The organism is Nocardioides sp. NPDC006273, assembly GCF_040613495.1.
GTDB lineage: Bacteria > Actinomycetota > Actinomycetes > Propionibacteriales > Nocardioidaceae > Nocardioides.
In genome coordinates this window covers 1-18092 of the sequence record NZ_JBEXSD010000088.1, presented here as the reverse complement: position 1 = coordinate 18092, position 18092 = coordinate 1, and the positions used below count along the sequence as shown (strand labels likewise).

Annotated in this window: 17 protein-coding genes; 10 read left to right on the top strand and 7 right to left on the bottom strand. The window is 69.5% G+C overall.

Annotated elements, in window-relative coordinates; translation table 11 throughout:
• On the top strand, positions 1–579 hold a 579-nt coding region (locus ABZZ22_RS25120), incomplete at its 5' end, for an HNH endonuclease signature motif containing protein (RefSeq protein ID WP_354937607.1).
• Positions 580–1068: 489 nt separating this feature from the next.
• The gene (locus ABZZ22_RS25115; protein ID WP_354937605.1) at positions 1069–1992 is read left to right on the top strand and encodes an intradiol ring-cleavage dioxygenase; all 924 of its coding nucleotides are present in this window, start codon (positions 1069–1071) and stop codon (positions 1990–1992) included.
• Positions 1993–2094: 102 nt separating this feature from the next.
• On the opposite strand, the gene ABZZ22_RS25110 is transcribed toward ABZZ22_RS25115, so the two are convergent.
• The gene (locus tag ABZZ22_RS25110; RefSeq protein ID WP_354937604.1) at positions 2095–3636 is read right to left on the bottom strand and encodes an AMP-binding protein; all 1542 of its coding nucleotides are present in this window, start codon (positions 3634–3636) and stop codon (positions 2095–2097) included.
• A gap of 102 nt (positions 3637–3738) precedes the next feature.
• Between ABZZ22_RS25110 and ABZZ22_RS25105 the strand changes: the two genes are divergently transcribed.
• From ABZZ22_RS25105 to ABZZ22_RS25095, 3 genes are read left to right on the top strand one after another with little or no spacing between them, the layout of a single operon-like run.
• A complete protein-coding gene (locus tag ABZZ22_RS25105; RefSeq protein WP_354937602.1) occupies positions 3739–4008 on the top strand; it encodes a hypothetical protein in 270 nt (89 codons plus the stop codon).
• On the top strand, positions 3998–5476 hold the full coding sequence (locus tag ABZZ22_RS25100; RefSeq protein WP_354937599.1) for a HAMP domain-containing sensor histidine kinase: 1479 nt from the start codon (positions 3998–4000) through the stop codon (positions 5474–5476). Before ABZZ22_RS25105 ends, ABZZ22_RS25100 begins: the two co-directional genes overlap by 11 nt.
• Entirely contained in the window at positions 5461–6126 is a 666-nt protein-coding gene (locus ABZZ22_RS25095) for a response regulator transcription factor (RefSeq protein WP_354937596.1), read from the top strand. The genes ABZZ22_RS25100 and ABZZ22_RS25095 overlap by 16 nt, the downstream gene beginning before the upstream one ends.
• Positions 6127–6136: 10 nt before the next feature.
• Here the strand turns inward: ABZZ22_RS25095 and ABZZ22_RS25090 are convergent, their stop codons facing one another.
• Both ABZZ22_RS25090 and ABZZ22_RS25085 read right to left on the bottom strand, forming a co-directional pair.
• On the bottom strand, positions 6137–7009 hold the full coding sequence (locus tag ABZZ22_RS25090) for a serine/threonine-protein kinase (RefSeq protein ID WP_354937593.1): 873 nt from the start codon (positions 7007–7009) through the stop codon (positions 6137–6139).
• A gap of 8 nt (positions 7010–7017) precedes the next feature.
• Positions 7018–7392 (bottom strand): hypothetical protein, encoded by a 375-nt coding sequence (locus ABZZ22_RS25085; protein WP_354937590.1) that lies wholly within the window; start codon positions 7390–7392, stop codon positions 7018–7020.
• A 150-nt stretch (positions 7393–7542) separates the two neighbouring features.
• On the opposite strand from ABZZ22_RS25085, the gene ABZZ22_RS25080 reads away from it, so the two are divergent.
• Both ABZZ22_RS25080 and ABZZ22_RS25075 read left to right on the top strand, forming a co-directional pair.
• A complete protein-coding gene (locus tag ABZZ22_RS25080) occupies positions 7543–7977 on the top strand; it encodes a hypothetical protein (protein ID WP_354937587.1) in 435 nt (144 codons plus the stop codon).
• 44 nt (positions 7978–8021) lie between these two features.
• Positions 8022–9104 (top strand): Vms1/Ankzf1 family peptidyl-tRNA hydrolase, encoded by a 1083-nt coding sequence (locus ABZZ22_RS25075; protein WP_354937584.1) that lies wholly within the window; start codon positions 8022–8024, stop codon positions 9102–9104.
• A 30-nt stretch (positions 9105–9134) separates the two neighbouring features.
• Here ABZZ22_RS25075 and ABZZ22_RS25070 read toward each other — a convergent pair whose 3' ends face one another.
• From ABZZ22_RS25070 to ABZZ22_RS25055, 4 genes are all read right to left on the bottom strand, one after another.
• A complete protein-coding gene (locus ABZZ22_RS25070) occupies positions 9135–10067 on the bottom strand; it encodes a lysophospholipid acyltransferase family protein (protein ID WP_354937581.1) in 933 nt (310 codons plus the stop codon).
• Positions 10068–10239: 172 nt separating this feature from the next.
• Positions 10240–11820 carry a lactate racemase domain-containing protein gene (locus tag ABZZ22_RS25065; protein WP_354937578.1) on the bottom strand — a complete coding sequence of 527 codons (1581 nt, stop codon included), beginning with the start codon at positions 11818–11820 and terminating at the stop codon, positions 10240–10242.
• A 26-nt stretch (positions 11821–11846) separates the two neighbouring features.
• Entirely contained in the window at positions 11847–13037 is a 1191-nt protein-coding gene (locus tag ABZZ22_RS25060) for a zinc-binding dehydrogenase (RefSeq protein WP_354937575.1), read from the bottom strand.
• A 29-nt stretch (positions 13038–13066) separates the two neighbouring features.
• Positions 13067–15349, bottom strand: coding sequence for an HAD-IB family hydrolase (locus ABZZ22_RS25055; RefSeq protein ID WP_354937572.1), 2283 nt, complete (start codon positions 15347–15349; stop codon positions 13067–13069).
• A gap of 120 nt (positions 15350–15469) precedes the next feature.
• Here ABZZ22_RS25055 and ABZZ22_RS25050 point away from each other — a divergent pair, with 120 nt between their 5' ends.
• Genes ABZZ22_RS25050 through ABZZ22_RS25040 form a run of 3 tightly spaced genes read left to right on the top strand, consistent with a single transcriptional unit; the run spans position 15470 to position 17793 of the window.
• Positions 15470–16750 (top strand): hypothetical protein, encoded by a 1281-nt coding sequence (locus ABZZ22_RS25050; RefSeq protein WP_354937569.1) that lies wholly within the window; start codon positions 15470–15472, stop codon positions 16748–16750.
• Positions 16737–17252, top strand: a complete 516-nt coding sequence (locus ABZZ22_RS25045) for a SigE family RNA polymerase sigma factor (protein ID WP_354937566.1) — start codon at positions 16737–16739, stop codon at positions 17250–17252. Before ABZZ22_RS25050 ends, ABZZ22_RS25045 begins: the two co-directional genes overlap by 14 nt.
• Before the next feature lie 43 nt (positions 17253–17295).
• Positions 17296–17793 (top strand): hypothetical protein, encoded by a 498-nt coding sequence (locus ABZZ22_RS25040; RefSeq protein WP_354937563.1) that lies wholly within the window; start codon positions 17296–17298, stop codon positions 17791–17793.
• Positions 17794–18092 lie beyond the last annotated feature (299 nt).

The window sequence follows — 18092 nt, the reverse complement described above, 5'->3', positions numbered from 1 at the left end:
TACAACACCGGCTCCCTGGGCGCCGATCGTGCGGGCGTCCTCCCGGGGACCGGCCGGGTGATCGATCTGAAGATCCACACCGACACCCGCGACCTAGCCACCACCGGCCTGGTCCGGATCGGGAACACCCGCGGCCTGGCCACCATCGAGCAGCTCGACCGCTGGGCCACCCTGCCCGGCGTGACCATCAGACCGATGACGGTGATCGACCTCAACGAGGAGATCACCACCGACGCCTACACCCCCACCAGCCGGCTACGGACCCAGATCCAGCTCATCGACCAGACCTGCGCCTTCCCCCACTGCCAGGTCAAGGCCGAGAACTGCGACCTCGACCACCGCATCGCGTTCGACCACGGCGGGAAGACCACCACCTCCAACCTCACCTGCCTGTGCCGACGCCACCACCGCGCCAAAACCCACCTCGGCTGGACCTACCAACGCCTCGCCCCCGGCCGCTACCGATGGCGATCACCCCACGGCTATGAGTTCCTCACCAGCCCAGAGGGCACCGTCACCATCACCCCCAGAACAGCACCAGCCGCGGGCAACGACGTCAGCCAAGCCGACGCAGCCTGACCCCAAACACACGCGCCCCCGGCACACGCCCTGACCACTCAAAACCCAGTCAGGGACAGATATCCCGACCCAACCCCCGGACAAGGCTGGAAGCCCGCAAGACAGCCAAATGGCACCCAGCCCGGACACCCTGGCCTTTTATCTCCCAACCCGGTCAGGCACTAGGCCCCACCCGCCCTACGGCCCCCAGTCAGGCACCCAAGTCGCTCAGTCGCCCGCAACACGCAGGGAATCACAAGCCCGACCCCGGACGACCCAGGCCTCTCAGGGGTGACCGTGACACGGGGGAGGTCTCGACAAGCTCGACCACCGGTGGCGGCGAAAGTCTCTCAGGCCAACAGCGACATACGGCGGGGCTTCGACAAGCGCGACCCGCGGACGCGACAGGCCAGGGCCTTCAAAGCGACTTCACAGTTGATACCGAAGGTGCAGACGGGTTGACTCGCCAGAGTCGGGTCAAGGCATCACGACCGACCCAGGAGAGACAAGATGAGCCGCGTACCCGAACCAGAGAAGACCATCGAAGGCCCCGCCTACCAAGGACGTCTGCTTCCTCGCCCGGAGGAGGAGGTGGTCGACCAGGGGGCCGGCTTCGACGTCACTACGCTGCTGACGCGCCGCCGGATCCTCGGGCTGCTCGGAGCCGGGGTCGGGACAGCTGCTCTGGCCGCGTGCGGGTCCGTCTCATCGAGCTCGTCCGGCTCCTCCAGCGGCTCTGCGGCCACGACCCATGGCGAGATCCCGCAGGAGACCAACGGGCCCTACCCGGCCGACGGGACCAACGGCACCAACGTGCTGACCGAGTCGGGGATCGTACGCAGCGACATCACCACCAGCCTCGACGGCGGCACCACGGTCGACGGCGTGCCGCTCACCTTCACCTTCACGGTGACCGACATGGCCAACGACGACGTACCCTTCGAGGGTGTCGCGGTCTACCTGTGGCAGTGCGACGCGCTGGGCCGCTATTCGATGTACTCCGAAGGCGTCGAGGACGAGACGTACCTCCGCGGTGTCCAGGTGGCGGATGCCAAGGGGCAGGTGACATTCAAGACCATCGTCCCCGGCTGCTACGACGGCCGCTGGACCCACATGCACTTCGAGGTCTACCCCGACGCGGACTCGGCTACGACCGGCGAGAACGCGATCGCGACCTCACAGGTCGCCTTCCCGGAGAAGATGGTCACCAAGGTCTACCAAGACGACGCCTACGAGGGCTCGGCCGAGAATCTGACCAGGGTCAGCCTCGACACCGACAACGTCTTCAGCGACGGCTACGACCTCGAGATGGGCACGTTCACCGGCAACCCGAGCGCGGGTTACCGGGGCTCGCTCGCCGTCGCCGTCGACACGACGACCGAGGCCGCCATGGGCGCCGCACCCGGTGGCGGCACCCCGCCGAATCGGCGCTGATGTCCCAACAGAACCCGCCGAGTCGGCGCAAATGTCCTAAGCTCGCGGGACAGATGCGCCGGCTCGGCAAGAATTTCTGGGCCACTTGCGCCGAGTCGGCGATCAGTTGACCTTGCGGTCGCGATCGCCCCAGTAGGGCTCGCGGAGCTTGAACTTCTGCAGCTTCCCGGTGGCGGTGCGAGCCAGGGATTCGCGGAACTCGACGACGGTCGGCGCCTTGTAGCCGGCGGCCCGCTCCTTGCACCAGGCGATCAGCTCCTCTTGGGTCGCCGAGGCACCCTCGGCGAGGACGACGAGCGCGAGGATGGTCTCGCCCCACTTCTCGCTGGGGATGCCGATGACGGCGACCTCGGCGACCGAGGGATGCAGGAAGAGGACGTCTTCCACCTCCGCGCTCGAGACGTTCTCACCGCCCGTGATGATGACGTCCTTGATGCGGTCGGAGATGGTGAGGTATCCGTCGTCGCCGAGGCTGCCGCCGTCGCCGGTGTGGAACCAGCCGTCGGCCAGCGCCTTCTCGCTCTCCTCGGGCTTCTCCCAGTAGCCCTCGAGGACCACGTTGGACCGGGCCAGCACCTCCTTGGACGGCGAGATGTCGAGGCTCACGCCGATCGCGGGCGCGCCGGCGCGGGTCAGCTTCGTGGCGCGCTCCATCGGGTCGAGGTCGTCCCACTCGGCGCGGGTGCGGTTGATGGTCAGCAGCGGCGAGGTCTCGGTGAGGCCGTAGATCTGGATGAACTCCCAGCCGAGCTCCTCTTGGACCCGGACGACGGTCTTCGTCGGCGGCGGCGCGCCGGCCATGATGATCCGCACCTTGTCCCGCCCCGGGATCTCGCCCTCGGTCTCCTGCCACTGCGGAAGCGCATCGAGCACCGCGGCCGCCACCGCGGGGGCGGCGCACATGTAGGTGACCCCGTGGTCGCGTACGCGGCGCAGGATCTCCATCCCGTCCACCTTGCGCAGCACCACGTGCTTGATGCCGAGGCCCGTGGCCGCGAACGGCATGCCCCAGCCGTTGGCATGGAACATCGGCAGCGTGTGCAGGTAGACGTCGCGGTCGCTGCAGCCGGCGTGCAGCGCGAAGGTGAGCGCATTGGTCCAGATGTTGCGGTGGGTGATCTGCACGCCCTTCGGCCGCGCGGTGGTCCCGGAGGTGTAGTTGATCGCCGCGGTCGCGTTCTCGTCCGGCTCCCACGGCACCGGCTCGACGCCCTCGTCGGCATAGAGGGCGGCGTCGTCGCCGAGCACGAAGCGATGCCTGGCGGTCACGTCCTTCAGCGCCTCGTCGATCTCGGGGTCGACCCAGAGCACCGAGGCTCCCGACTGCTCCACGATGTAGGCGACCTCGTCGGGCCGCAGCCGGAAGTTGACCGGCACCAGGATCCGGCCGTAGCCGGAGACCCCGTAGAAGGCGGTCAGCAGCCGCGCGGAGTTGTGGGACACGATCGCGACGCGCTCCCCCACCCCGATGCCGAGCTCGTCCAGCTTCGCCGCCATCCGCTTCGCGAGTGCCTTCATCTCGGCGTAGGTCACCTCCCCGAGGGAGGCAGCCGGCTGGTCGGGCTCGTCGACGATCCCCACCCGCTCGCCGTAGACGGCTGCGGCACGGTCGATGAAGTCGTTGACGCTGAACGGAACGAACACGGGCTACCTCCAGTTGCATGTCGTGACCCGCATCACTGTATCCATGAGAGCTCTCTCATGGACCCCCGCTCCTGACCCGTGGTCAGGCAGTATCGAAGCGTCATGTCCCGCACCCTCAAGCTCCTGCTCGCCGTCGCCGTCGCCGTCGTCATGGTCGTCGGCGTCTACATCGCCGGCTCCTTCACCGGTGCCTCGGAGAACGACCCGCCGCCCCGCGATCCCGTCGTGCTCCCCTCGGACACGACCTCCCCCAGCACCGGCACGCCGAGCACCAGGCCGCCGAGCCCGTCGACGCGCGTCCCCGTCGTCTCCCCCAGCCCGGTGGACGATGATGATGACGACGACGATGACGACGACCGCGATGACGACTGAGCCGGAGCCGCCCGAGACCGGCCCACCCCCGCCGCGCCGGGGGTTGTCGGTCCGTGCCCGGATCACCGCCTCGGTCGCCCTCCTGGTGACGCTCGCCCTCGCCGGCGCGGGACTCATCGTCTACGTCGTCGAGCTCGGCCGTGTCGAGGCGGCGATGCAGCGCGAGGTCGAGCAGGAGCTCGACGAGTTCGCCAAGCTGCGCCAGGAGGGCGTCGACCCCGAGACCAGAGCTCCGTTCAACGTCGAGGGTCTGCTGCTGACGTTCCTACGCCGCAACGTGCCCGACGACGACGAGCTCCTCGTCGCCTGGGTCGACGGCCGTCCGCGCGCCCATTTTCCCGAGGATCCGCTGGTCACCTCGCCACGGTTCCACACCGCCGTCGACGACCTGGTCCTCAACGGCGGCACGACCTACCTCGACACCTCCAAGGGCGAGGTGCGCATCACCAGCCAGCCGGTGCGCCAGGACAGCGCCAAGGGCACCACCGAAGGCGCCCTACTGGTCGTCTCCTACCTCGACGAGGACCGCGCCGAGCTGCGCAGCACCATGGGGACCTACACGATCGTGGCCGGCCTGCTGGCCCTGCTCGTCACTCTCGTCGCCGCCTGGCAGTCCGGCCGGCTGCTGGCGCCGCTGACCAGGCTGCGGCACGCCACCGGGTCGGTCAGCGCCACCGACCTCTCCGAGCGCCTCCCCGAGTCGGGGAATGACGACATCTCCGCTCTGACCAGGAACTTCAACGACATGCTGGCCCGTCTGGAGCAGGCGTTCACCGACCAGCGCCAGTTCCTCGACGACGCCGGGCACGAGCTGCGTACGCCGCTGACGATCATCGGCGGCCACCTCGAGCTCCTCGACGAGTCCGACCCGGCCGAGGTCGAGCAGACCAGGCGGCTGGCGCTCGACGAGGTCGACCGGATGAGCCGTCTGGTCGGCGACCTGATCCTGCTGGCCAAGCACGACCGGCCGGACTTCCTCACCCTGGAGGAGGTCGACGTCGACACCCTCACCGAGGACATCCTGGCCAAGGCCAGCGCGCTCGCCGACCGCGACTGGCACCTGGACACAGCTACTCCCGGCACCTGGCGCCTGGACCCGCAGCGGGTCACCCAGGCGATGCTGCAGCTGTGCGACAACGCCGTCGGCCACACCTCGCCCGGCGACCGGATCGCGGTCGGCTCGGCGACCGCCGACGGCATCCTGCGGCTGTGGGTGCGCGACACCGGCCCCGGTGTGCCGGCCGAGGACCGGGAACGGATCTTCGAGCGGTTCGCGCGTGGCGCCGAGCCCAGCGCCCAGCCCGCCTCGGGCGACCGTCCAGGCCTCGGTCTCGGACTGGCCATCGTCTCCGCCATCGCCGGCGCCCACGGCGGGACCGTGGGCGTGGAGGACGCGACGCCGTCCGGCGCCCGCTTCACGATCACCCTGCCCGCACGCACCGAAGGAGAGGCATGGCCCGCATCCTGATCGTCGAGGACGAGGACCGCATCGCGGCCTTCCTCGCCAAGGGCCTGAGCGCCGACGGCCACCAGGTCAGCACCGTCGCCGACGGGTTGGCGGGACTCGAGGAGGCGCTCAGCGGCGCCTTCGACCTGATGGTGCTCGACATCGGGCTGCCGACAATCGACGGCTTCGAGGTGCTCGACCAGCTCCGCGCCCAGGGCTCCCGGATGCCGGTGGTGGTCCTCACCGCCCGCGACTCGGTCCACGACACCGTCTCCGCGCTCGAGGGCGGCGCCGACGACTACCTGGCCAAGCCGTTCCGCTTCGCCGAGCTGCGGGCCCGGATCCACGTACGCCTGCGGCAGCAGGACCGCACCGACGCCGAGGTGGGCGAGCTCCGCTCCGGGTCGGTCGCGCTGGACCTGCGTACCCGGCGGCTGCGGGTCGACGGGCGCGAGAGCGACCTCTCGGCGCGCGAGTTCGCGCTGGCCGAGGTGCTGCTGCGCCATCCGGGGCAGGTGCTCTCCCGCGCGCAGCTGCTCGACCTCGCCTGGGGAATGGACTTCGACCCGGGCTCCAACGTCGTCGACGTCTACGTCGGCTACCTACGCAAGAAGCTGGGCTCGGCCCGGGTCGAGACCGTCCGCGGCATGGGCTACCGCTTCCAGCCCTGAACTCGACGGGTCAGTGGATCCGCAGGCCGCCCAGCGAGGCGCGCGGAAGGCGCTCGAGCGCGGGCGAGACGGCCTCGGCGATCTCCGCCGGCTTCGGCCGGTCACCGACGGCCGGGGCGAGGCACGCCTCGATGACCTCGACGACCTCGGGCGGCGTACGTCTGGGGAGGGCGCCGGGCCGGGACACGAGCTGCGGGTAGCGCTCGGTGCGTTCGGTGGCGGCCGGGTCACCGTGGGCAAAGGGCCGTTCGCCGGTGACGGCGTGGAAGAGCGTCGCGCCCAGCGCCCACACGTCGCTGGCCGGACCGACCTCGCCCCGCTCGCCGGGCAGGCACTGCTCGGGCGCCATGTAGGCGTCGGTGCCGATCTCGTGGCGCAACGCGGCAGCAGCGGCCGCCGGCCGGGCCACGGAGAGGTCGATCAGCCGGGCCGGCGAACCCATGATCAGGTTGCTCGGCTTGACGTCGAGGTGCGCCCAGCCGGAGCGGCGCAGATAGTGCAGCACAGAGGCGAGGTCGAGCGCGAGCGGCAGGTACTGCTGCTCCGGGAGGCGACCGTGGCGGCGGATCAGCGTCGAGAGCCGGGGGCCCTCGACATGCTCCATCACCACGTACGGACGCTCGGCGTCGAGTTCCTCGCGCAGGCCGCGGACGAGGACCGGGTGCTTCAGCCTCGTCAGGGCCTCGGTCTCGCGCCGGAGCGCGTTGCGGCTCTTCTCGCTGTCGATCAGGTTCGGTCGCAGGACCTTGGCGACGACCGGGCCGTAGGTGACCTCGTCGAAGGCGAGGAAGGCCTCGTACGACGAGCCGCCCCCGAGCAGCCGCATGGCGGTCAGCTCGGGGGTGATCGCGTCACCCTGGGCCAGATCCCAGGTGTCGGTCATCGGCGGACTCAGTCCTTGGTCTTGTCGTTGGTCTTGTCGTTCGTCTTGTCGTCCTTGGTGTCGTCGTCCTTGGTGTCGTCGTCCTTGGTGTTGTCCTTGGTCTGGTCGCCGCGGGTGTTGTCGCGGGTGTTGTCGCGGGTGGCGTCCTTGGTCGCCTTGGTCACGCCGGTCCCGTTGGTCGCGTCGTCGTCGGCACCGTCGCGCGTGACGTCGTCGGCGTCGTTGTCGTCGTCATCGTCGACGGTGGTCACCTGGGTGTTGGACTTCTCCTCGCGCTTGGCATAGCCATCGTCATCGGCAGCAGCAGCGCTCTGGTAGCTGAACACACCGGCCGCGACAACGCCGACCAGCCCGGTTCCGAGGATCATCGGAAGCTTCTTCATCATTCGTCCCTTCAGGTTCTGCCCCGGGTTTTCCCGGCGCCGTGCATGAACCATCTCGACCCGCGGTGAGGTGATCGTGAGACGACCATGAGAGCTCTCTCATCCGCGAGCCGGTTCGGGTCCTGGGGCCGGCGGTGGTAGGAACGTCCCGTGCAAAGCAGCGAGAGGCGCGAGATCGCGCTCAAGGTCGGCGTGCTGCTGCTGGTCGGGGTGCTGATCTCGGTGGCCGGGTACGGCTACTCGCGCTCACGTTTCCGCGAGCACGCCACCGAGCAGGCCGAGACGGCCGCGAGCCGGTTCGCCCGCACCACGAGCTGGACCACGGTCGACGCGAAGCCGGAGCTGGTCACGCAGTGGGCACAAGCCTGTCCCTCGGTCCAGACCCCGCCCGCCGAGAAGACGGCTGACGCGCGCGGCCACCTGGAGAAGGTACGCATCAACTCGACCGATCTCACCGAGTCCGGGGCCGTCGTGGAACTGACGCCCGACGGCGGTCTGTCGGTCTTCACCCTCGAGCTCACCCGCTCCGGGAAGGGCAAGGACGAGGAGTGGCGGGTGACCGAGGTGACCTGCGCAGGCGGCTGAGATCCGCCCGTGTCACGTCCGCCTGCGGTGGGTACCACACAGATATGGACACCGCTGGATTCACCAACCTGTTGACCCGCCCCGGGCCGTACGCGACCGTTCTGGCCGATGTCAGCCAGGACTCGGAGAACGCGGCCCATGCCAAGGAGCTGCGCGTGCGCGCCGCCTGCGAGGAGCTCTCCGCGCAGGGCGCACCACCCGACGTCGTGGCCCAGGTCTCCGAGCGGTTGGAGGCGAACGTACGACTTCCTGCGCCCGTGGCACGCGTCGTCGTCGCGACGCCTGAGGGGATCGCCTACGACGAGGTCGCCGTCGCCGAGGTGCCGTCCCAGGTCGCGACCTGGGACGCGCTGCCCGACCTCGGCTCCTGGATCGCCGCCCGCGACTCCTCGGTGTCGTTCGTGCTGGTCCTGGTCGACCACGCGGGCGGCGAGATCTCGCTCTGGGACTCGGGGACGCCTCGGCCGACGAGCACGACCACCGTCGATGGCGACGAGCTCGAGCACGTGCACAAGGTGCAGGACGACGTCGGGTGGGCGGCCTACCGCATGCAGCAGACCACCGACAACGTCTGGCGCCACAACGCCGACAAGGTGGCTGACGAGGTGATCGGGCTGGTCCGCGACCACGGCCACGAGCTCGTGCTCGTCGGCGGCGACCCGACCTCGTTGAGCAGACTGAAGGACGTCCTCGCCGACCAGCCCATCGAGGTCGTCGAGCTGGAGAGCGGGCAGCGTGCCGACGACGGCGGCGAAGAGGCCCTTCACGACGCGATCCGCAGCGCGCTGATGGACCGTGTCGTACGCCGCCGCACCGCGCTCGTCCGGCGTCTCGAGGAGGCCTGGGGCAGGGGCGAGCGCGCGGCCACCGGCGTACGCGACGTCGCCGACGCCTTCGTCACCGGCCGCGTCGAGACTCTGCTGATCGACCCCGAGGCGCTGGCCGGCCGCACGCTCGACCCGGCGGACCATCCGGGTCTCACCTTCGGCGAGGCCCCGGTCTCCGGTCCGGTCGAGGCGAGTGAGGCACTCATCGCCGCAGCGGTCCTCACCGACGCGGAGATCTGCGTCCTCCCCGCCAGCGTGCTCGGCGACGCTCCGGTGGCAGCGCTGCTGCGCTGGGCCTGAGCCGGCTCCAGCCGCTCATCGGCCTCGCGCTCAGCGGCGCCAGGCTCTGACCTTGTCCGGCTCGGGATCGGGAGACTCGGTCGCCGCCCAGACCTTGCGCCACTCGGCGATCTCCTCACCTGCCGGGTCGGGCGTGCGGTCTTCGGCGGCGCGGCGCATCGAGGCGTACCAGTCGGTGGCGTCCTCGTCGAGCAGCCGCGAGACCGCGCCCCGGATCCGGGGCGCGAACTCGCGCACCGACTCGCCCGCGGCCGGGTGGAGCGGCTCCCCGAAGCGTACGGTCAGTTGGCGGCGGCCACCGGATCTGTCCTTGCCGGGCCAGTTCACCCCGCGCGGCATCGCCGCGTAGGTGCCCCGGTGGGCGATCGGGACGACCGGGACGCCGTACTCGGTGGCCAGGTAGGCCGCGCCGGACCGGAAGCGTCCCACGGTGCCGTCCTTGGAGCGGGTGCCCTCGGGGAAGACGACCAGCGACCATCCCTCGGCGAGCACCTCGCCCGGCTGGGTCGCCAGCGCGCCGCCGCGACGGTCGATCGGAAGCGTGTTGAAGACCAGGGAAGAGCCCACCGCCCGCCACCAGGTGTCGAAGAAGTAGTCCGCCGCGGCTGCCACCGCCGTACGCCGCCGCCACTCGTCCGGGAGGCTCAGCAGGATCAGCGGAGTGTCCAGGTGGGAGGCGTGGTTGGCCACGAAGATCACCGGCCCGTCGAGCCGATCGAGCACGTCGAGCCCCTCGACCTGGGTCTTCACCTGCGACCTGAAGACCGCCTCCAGCCCAGTTTGGGCCACCTCTCGGACCGCCCGCGCGGCCGGCCGGCGCGACCACTCGTTGTCGAACACGGTCGTCGTCGCCGGTGGCACGAACGGCTCCGCCGAGCGCGGCACCTGCGCCCGGTGACCCCACCGCCAGCCCCGTTTCATGAGGCGTACGTCGCGAGCCGTGTCCTTCCAAAAGCTGCTCATGCGGACCTCACCGCCCCCGCTGGTCGAGCCGGATTCGTGAGGAACGAACGAATCCGTGTCGAGACCAACACGGTCCCATCCGCGCTCGAGACGACTGTGTTGGTCTCGACACGCTCGCTGGCGCTCGCGGCTCGACCGACGACGGCACTCGCGGCTCGACCGACGATGGCGCTCATCGGACGTCCGCCAGCAGGTGCGGAGGGTTGCGCAGGTAGGTGATCGACGGCGACGGCCCGACCGTGGAGGACGCCATCTCCAGCGCGTCCCGCAGCGTCGAGGCCGAGCGGAAGCCCATCCGCGCGGCCGCCTTCGGGTTTCCGCCGACCCAGATCACGTCGCCGAGGTGGTCGAGGGCGTGGGCGATCCAGTACCACATGTAGAACGGGTGGACGCCGTGGTAGGCGTTCGAGGTGCGGTAGAGGTGGACGTACCAGGGGTCGGTGGCGAACTGCTCCTCGAACTTCGGCCCGATCAGCGCCGGGTCGGTCGTGTCGGCCAGCACCTCCTCGTAGAAGTCCACGTAGGAGGGGTGCGTCAGGGTGTTGAAGCCCTCGTCGAGCGGGTGGTAGAGGATCGCGACGCCACCCTCGCGCACGACCGGCTGCCGCAGGTAGGAGTTGAAGTAGTAGCCCAGCCCCATGCACGCGGCCAGGATCGGGTTCATGGTCGAGTTGACGTTGTAGGGGCCCAGGAACGGCACCCCCATCACCATCACGTCGGACTGCCCCTCGACCTTGACCCGCTGCTGCTGGTGGACGCGCTGCACGGTCAGCTCGTGCACCGGCTCGACGGCTCCGGCGGTGATCCCGGTCAGCCCGTAGTTGGACCGTAGGTCGTGGAACATCTTGTGACGCATCTTCTGCGGTGCGACCGCCAGCCCGCGGCGCAGGCCGAGCACCGTGGCCTGGTCGCGCAACGACCACTCCCACTCGCGCTTGAGCAGCGTGTCGTACGGCTTCCCGAAGACCTCGTTGTCGAGCGTCGTCTCGATCTGGAAGACCTTGACGTGCTCGCCGATCAGCCGGCCCATCCGCCAGGCGGAGGAGTGCATCTCGGAGTGCTTGTGGTCCATGAACGAGCGCGAGTGCACCATCGTCTTGGCGTTGTGGTGGTGCTTGATCGACTTGTAGGACGCCAGCCCGATGCCGACCGACTTGTGTCCGCCGTCCATGGCGACGAGGTTGACGTTGACGTAGACCAGCAGGTCGGAGGTGGCCGCCCGCTTGTTGATCTCGACGTCCTCGCCCTTATCGGTCTGCCCCATGTGCTCGAGGTTGGCGCGGTCCTCGGCGTCGTGGTTGTAGAGCCTCCCCGACGGCGCGAAGCTGCGGAAGACACGCTCGCCGACGATGTGCCTCATCTCGGCGTCGGTCATCCGGCGGTGCAGGGCGAGCGCCGCGACGATCTCGACGTCGTCGACGCCCTTCTCCGCGGCGATCGTGAGCACCTGCTCGATGATCCGGCCCCGGATGTCGGGGGCCTTCATGGACGGCAGCGGCAGGGAGAGGTCGTCGAAGGCGATCGTGAGCCGCATCCCCGGGAACATCAGCTCGCGCAGCGGCTCGGAGTCGACCGGGTTCTCCAGCGACTCCCGGATCGCCCCCTCCACGTCCGGCACCGTCGGCAGCGACTCGGGCGGATAGATCACCCGGGTGCCCTGCGGGAACTCCTCGAGCCGGAACCCGAGGCCCTCGTGGACGAGCAGGGGCGGCGTACGGTCGTCGACCTCCAGCACGAAACCTGGCCGTGTCATCTATGAATCTCCTTTGGACGACGGGATCATTTGGTCTGGCGGGGGTCGAACGCCACCTTGACGGTGCCGAGACGACCGGCTGAGTGGGCATGGTCGAGAGCCTCGCGCCAGCGGTGGAGGGGGTAGGGCGCGACGGTCTTGGCCAGACGGCACATGGCGTCGTGGCCGACCAGGTCGAGCGCGGTCGCGAAGTCGCCGGCCCCACGCGAGGAGGCGTACGTCCCGACCACCTCGAGCTCCCGGAACCAGGCTGCGGACAGGTCGGCCGAGGCGGGCATCCCGGAGAGCACCACGCGGCCACCGGCGCGGGTGGCGTGCAGGCAGGTCTGCAGCGACTCCTTCGAGCCGACCGCGTCGACGGTCACGTCGACGCCGCCGAGCAGGTAGGGCGCCGCCATCATCTCCGGTTCGATCATGAAAGCGCTGGTCGCGCGCCTGATCCTGCGCAGCGTCTCCGACGGCGCGACCACCTCGGTGGCGCCGAACTGCAGCGCCAGCTCCCGCTGGTGGGCGTGCTTGGCGACGACCACGATCTCGCCGGCGTCGGTGAGCTCGCGCAGCGCGAGCGTGGCCAGCAGCCCGACCGCGCCGGCGCCCGAGACGAGCACCCGGTCGCCGGGCCTGACTGCGGCGCGGCGCGCCGTGTGGACCGCACAGGCGACCGGCTCGGCGAGCAGCGCCTGCTCGTCGGAGTAGCCCTCCGGCACGACATGGAGCTGGGAGCGGTGCACCGAGAGCTGTTGCGACCAGCCGCCACCGGTGTCGTGGCAGAAGCCGGTCTGCAGCCCGGAGGAGATGTCGCCGACGGTGATCCGGGAGCACCGGTTGGTCTCGCCGCGCGCACACGCCTCGCACGCCTCCAGCCCGCGCGCCGCGCAGGTCAGGACCGGGTCGATCACGACCCGCGTCCCCGGCTCCAGGTCACCACAGGGGTCGATCAGCTCGCCCACGATCTCGTGGCCAGGCACGAACGGCAGGCTCACCAGCGGTTGGAAGTAGAGGCTCGTCCTCCCCGACAGCATCCCCAGATCGGACCCGCAGATGCCGGAGAGCGAGACCCGCAGTCGGGCCCATCCCTCGTGCTCGACCCGCGGTGCTTCGAGCGTCACCATCCGCAGCGGCGCCGCCGCGCCGGTCAGCAGCAGCGGCATCCGACCGCCGGCGACCTTCCCCAGCGCCGTCTTGGCCACACTGCGGTACATCTCGAGCGCGAGCATTCAGGCCCTCCTCTTCGGTCTCGTCGATCTCAACGGTTCAGCCCGGCCGGGTCGAGCGTACGGCTCGCATGCCCCGGGGACTCCCAGTCGACGATCGCCCAGTGTGACTTCTTGGCGTGCCGGAAGAGCGTTACGTCGGGCCGGACCGCGACCGGGTGCCCGACCGCCGCGAGCAGCGGGAGGTCGGAGTGGGAGTCGGCGTAGGCGAAGGAGTCGGCGGTCGAGATGCCCTCGCGACGGGACCACTCGCGGACGAACGCACCGCGGGACTCACCGACCAGCGGCGATGCGGCCAGGTGACCGTTGCAGAAGCCGCGGTCATCGACGGCCAGGTCCGCCGCCTCGATGTGGTCGAACAGCGGCCGCAGCGGCCTGGTCAGCGGCCGGATCGCACCAGTGACCAGGACCGTCACATGCCCCGCGGCACGGTGCTTCCGGATCCGCCGCACCGCGTCCGGCGCCAGTCGCCCGAGGATGTGCGTGGTCAGGTGCTCGTCGACGATCTCGTCCAGGTCGGAGAGGCGCGCGCCGGCGTACTCCCGGTAGACCGTACGCAGCAGAGCGCTCCGATCGGACCGGTCCGTCCACACGTACTTGGGCACCTTGCCGGCCACGCGCGCGATCTCAGCCGCCCTGGCCGTGCCCGAGAGCTCACCGAGCCGGAGCCACAGGTAGGTCTCGATCACGTTGGAGGACATCAGCGTGCCGTCGAGGTCGAAGAACGCGGCGACACGGCCGCCGTCGGCATCCGAGCCTGTGCCTTCGGTGGTCGAGCTTGTCGAGACCTGCGGCAGCGCACCTGCGACCGGCCGCTTCCGCAGCTTGCGCAGCTCGTCGAGCTCACGGACCGGCTTGGTGACCGAGGGCACGTGGATGTCGTGGAGATAGGCGTGCCAGTCGATGACCGCGGTGTCGAAGGCGAACGTCTCCTGATCGGCCGGCGACAGCGACCGGTAGAGCGAGAGCGTGTTGGTGTCGACGAAGCGCAGGTCAGCCTGGGCGTACTCCTTGTAGAGGTCCAGGTAGCGCCGGAGGAACTGCAGCCGCCGCCCCTGCCGGTCCAGGTCGCGCGCCCATCCTCGGGTCCGGTCGCTGCGCGGCGCCAGCCCGAGGAGCGTGTCGGCGATCTTGTGCACCTTCTCCCCGGTGGCCATCAGCCGCTCGACCGACGCCCCGCCCTGGAAGGTCCACTCCGGCAGCCTGGCCGCGCCCCGGTCCCCCGCTGCGAACGGCTCCTTCTCGAAGTAGGAGCGCACGCTCTCGTAGAGCATCCCGAAGGTCAACGGGTTCCGGTCGCCGGAGGCGAGATGGAAGTACGCCGGCTCCCCCTGCTCCGGCGGGTGGGCCAGACACGCCACGATCGAGGCGACGACATGGTCGACCGGCACGATGTCGGCCGTCGTGTCCGCGGCGGCAGGGAAGAGCGGAAGCTCGCCGCGCCCGTAGGCCAGGATCAGCGGCTCGGCCATCTTGAAGCCCTCGATCCAGCCCGGGTAGGGACGTGCGAGGGCCGACTCGATGATGGCCGGACGGTAGATCGTCGCGCGCCGCCCGGTCGCGGCATAGGCCTCGACGACCCGCTCGCCCAGCGCCTTGGTGAAGGTGTAGCAGTCGGTCCAGCCGAGCGAGCGCGCCCGCTCCGCGCCGAGGCGTACAAGCTCCTTCTTCACCCACTGCTTGCGCGCCTCCTCGGCGGCAGCGGCGGCCGTCATCATGCCCGCGCGACCGTGCTCGCGCTCGGCCTGCTTGCGCAGCTTGGAGATCACCTCGACGCTGCGCGAACGGTCCTCGACCGCGGCGCGCTGCGCCAGGCCCCAGGCGAGCTCGGCCTCGACGTCGACGGAGTGTTCGACCGGGCCCTCCGGGATGGCCCCGCGGCGGCGGCCGGAGACATAGGCGGTGGAGACGTGCAGATAGTGGATGTCACGTCCGGTCTCCTCGATCCGCCTGAGCAGCTCACGGACGCCGACGACGTTGGTGACGAACCCCTCGTCGACCGGCGGGTCGAAGGAGACATCGCCCGCCGAGTGCACCACGGCATCCAGATCGTCGGGAAGCGCGGGCGGATCGGAGAGATCGCCCTCGACGACGTTCACCTCCGCGTCCGCGACGGTCTCGAAGATCGGCTTGGCCAGCATCTTCGCGATCCGCTCGGCTCCCGAGATCGACCCCTTGGGCCGGACGAGAACGCTGAGACGTGCGTCTGGCACCTCGGTCAGCAGCAGATGCAGCAGCGCTTCGCCGACGAACCCGGTCACCCCGGTGAGCAGCACATGCTGCCCCGCGAGCCGTTCTCCGATTTCAGAGTTCACGCCTGTGATTCTGCACAATCAGGCAAGGACCGCACGGGAATTCTGTTCAAATCGGGCACACCCAACCTTCGGCGAGGCTCGCTACGTGTAAGCCATCGGACAACCGATCAGGAGACCGATGTGCTGACCAACCTACTCGAAGAGCTCGCCCGTGAGGCGCCTTCCGGCGGCGATGCCCCGGAACAGCTGTGGCGACGGGGCCGCCGCGCGGCGCGTACGCAGCGCCTCGGCACGATCGCGATCGCTGCCGTGGCCTGCGTGCTGCTGATCGCGCTCGGCACGGCGACCTGGCAGCAACGACCTCGACTCGAACCGACGGCGGATACCGGGACCGGCAGCTACCTCCCCAGCCGGTTCCACGAGCCCAGCCCGCATCTTCCCGGCACGGACTCGGTGGGGCCGATCGGCCCGCTGATCGCGACGTTCGATACGCCGCGAAAAGGTTGGCTCGGAAGCACCGATGGTCTGGCCGGGGTCTCGGCCGAGACCGGGGCGTACGCCTTTCTCGACCTGCCGCACGCAGCCACCGCCTACCTCGCCGCGGCCCGGCTCTCCCCGGATGGCCGCCATGTCGCCTACTGGACGACCGGGGAGGTGTCCGACCCGATCCCCGCGCTCGAAGGAGGCACGATCAACGGCTATGCGGTCTATGACACCGTGACCGGCGACGTGGTCACCCAGAGACCCAGCACCGAGCGTGGGATCGGGCACGGCACCCTGGTCTGGTTCGATCCAACCCGTCTCGGCGTTTCATTCGGACAGATGCAGAACTGCTGCGGCTCCTCGACGCACCGGAGCCTGATCTTCGACCTGAGCTCTTCCGAGGCCTCCGCCACCAGCAGCGACCTCGTCGGGCTCGACCAAGCGAGCACGAACGGCGTCGGCACAATGATCGTCTCGGGCGAGGAATCGTTTATCGTAGCGGCTGACGGGACGGCCGCTCCCGCCAAGATCGCCGGGATTCCCGGGCGGATCAACGGGTCGCAACTTCTCGCCCTCACGCCGGACTCGAAACGCGTCGCGGCGATCTTCGGAGATTCCATGCCAGCCCAGATCAGCGTGAAGGACGTCGACGAGGACGGTGCTGGTGACCCGGTCCCGGGCGACTATCTCGGAGTGGTCTCGTGGCTGGACGAAACTCATGTCGCTGCCCTGAGACACAGCCGTGCCGAATCAGGCGTCGACCTTGTCGCCGTCGACGTCCGCGACGGGTCCGCCGAGGTGCTCAGCGCGTACGCCGACACCGCCCGCCTCGCGATCAACCTGCTCGACTCCCCGGTGAAGAGTCAGCCGGCCCCGCCGCGACCCTGGTCGCCTTGGGTCCCGACCATCACGGCCGGCACGACGCTCGTGGTCGCCGCCCTCGCGATCCTCGTCTGGAGGCGCCGTGCCAGAGCCTGACGGTCACCTCTTCGACGAGTTCGTCATCACCCGCCGCTCGGCGCTGCTGCGTACCGCGTACCTCCTCACCGGACATGCCGAGGACGCCGAGGACCTCGTCCAGACCACGCTCATCAAGGTGGTGCCGAAGTGGGGCAGGATCCAGGACAACCCCGAGCCGTACGTCCGCAAGGTGCTCGCCCGCGAAGCCATCACCCGATGGCGAACTCGGCGATGGCGCGAGACTCTGGTCGAGCATCTACCCGATCGGGAGGTAGCCGGGGCGAGCCTCGCCTGGAGCCTCACCGTCCGGGATGCACTGCTGCAGCTTCCGCCCCGGCAGCGCGCCGTCGTCGTCCTGCGCTTCTACGACGACCTCACCGAGCGCGAGACCGCGGCAACCCTCGGCATCGCCATCGGCACCGTCAAGTCGCAGACCAGCGACGCGCTCGTGCGGCTGCGCAGGATGATTCCCGATCTCGCTGCCTCCGACGACTCCTCGGTTGCAAGCCTGCGAGGGTGACCTGCGAAACTGGCGAGACTTCCGCAACCCCGAGGAGACGTACGTGTCGAGGAAGCTGCTCAGCATCGCAGCCGTCCTCTCCGCGACCGCTCTCGCGGGCTGCGGCTCCGGAGAGCCCAGCACCAGCAGCCCCGGGCCGAGCCCATCCACCTCCTCCCCCGGAACGGGTGGTGGTCCCTGTCTCTTCGAGCCCGGTCAGGTCGCCAGCGCCATTCCCGGGGTGTGGTCGCATTCCGCCGACGAGGAGGTCTGCACCTACACCAGTGACCGGGGCGCCATCTTCGTGACCACGCTCGTCGACACCTCCGTCGGGGCTGGGCTCTCTGCTAGTCGGGAGGACTGCATCGCTTCTCCTTCGCCTGTCGAGATCGGGGAGCGGGCTTTTGTGTGTATCGAGTCGCACGATGACGGGGATCTCGTTGTCGGCAACGTTGCCGTCGGGAGTCGGCTCTGGTCGCTTGTCATCGTTCCTGATGAGGGTGTTGATGATGCTGAGCTGCGGGCTATGGGGCGGCTTGTGGAGATGGTTACTGGGTCGTAGGGTTCGGTGGTCGAGCTTGTCGAGCCGCCGACTCTCGCTGGTCGAGCCTGGTCCCCGCTGGTCGAGCCGCCGGAGCCGCTGGGCGGAGGCGTGTCGAGACCAACACAGTCGCTCCGGTGGTCGAGCTTGTCGAGACCTGCCCTGAGGAAACCTCGCTTAGCGACCGTTTCTTCGCTTCAGGGTTCGCCGCCGACCCTTTCCTCCAGTGTTTCTCGATCATGCACCGCCTCAAGGACGGGCTTCGCCCGCCGCTTCGCGGTGGCCTTCGGCCATCCTTGACCCGGCACCAGATCGAGAAA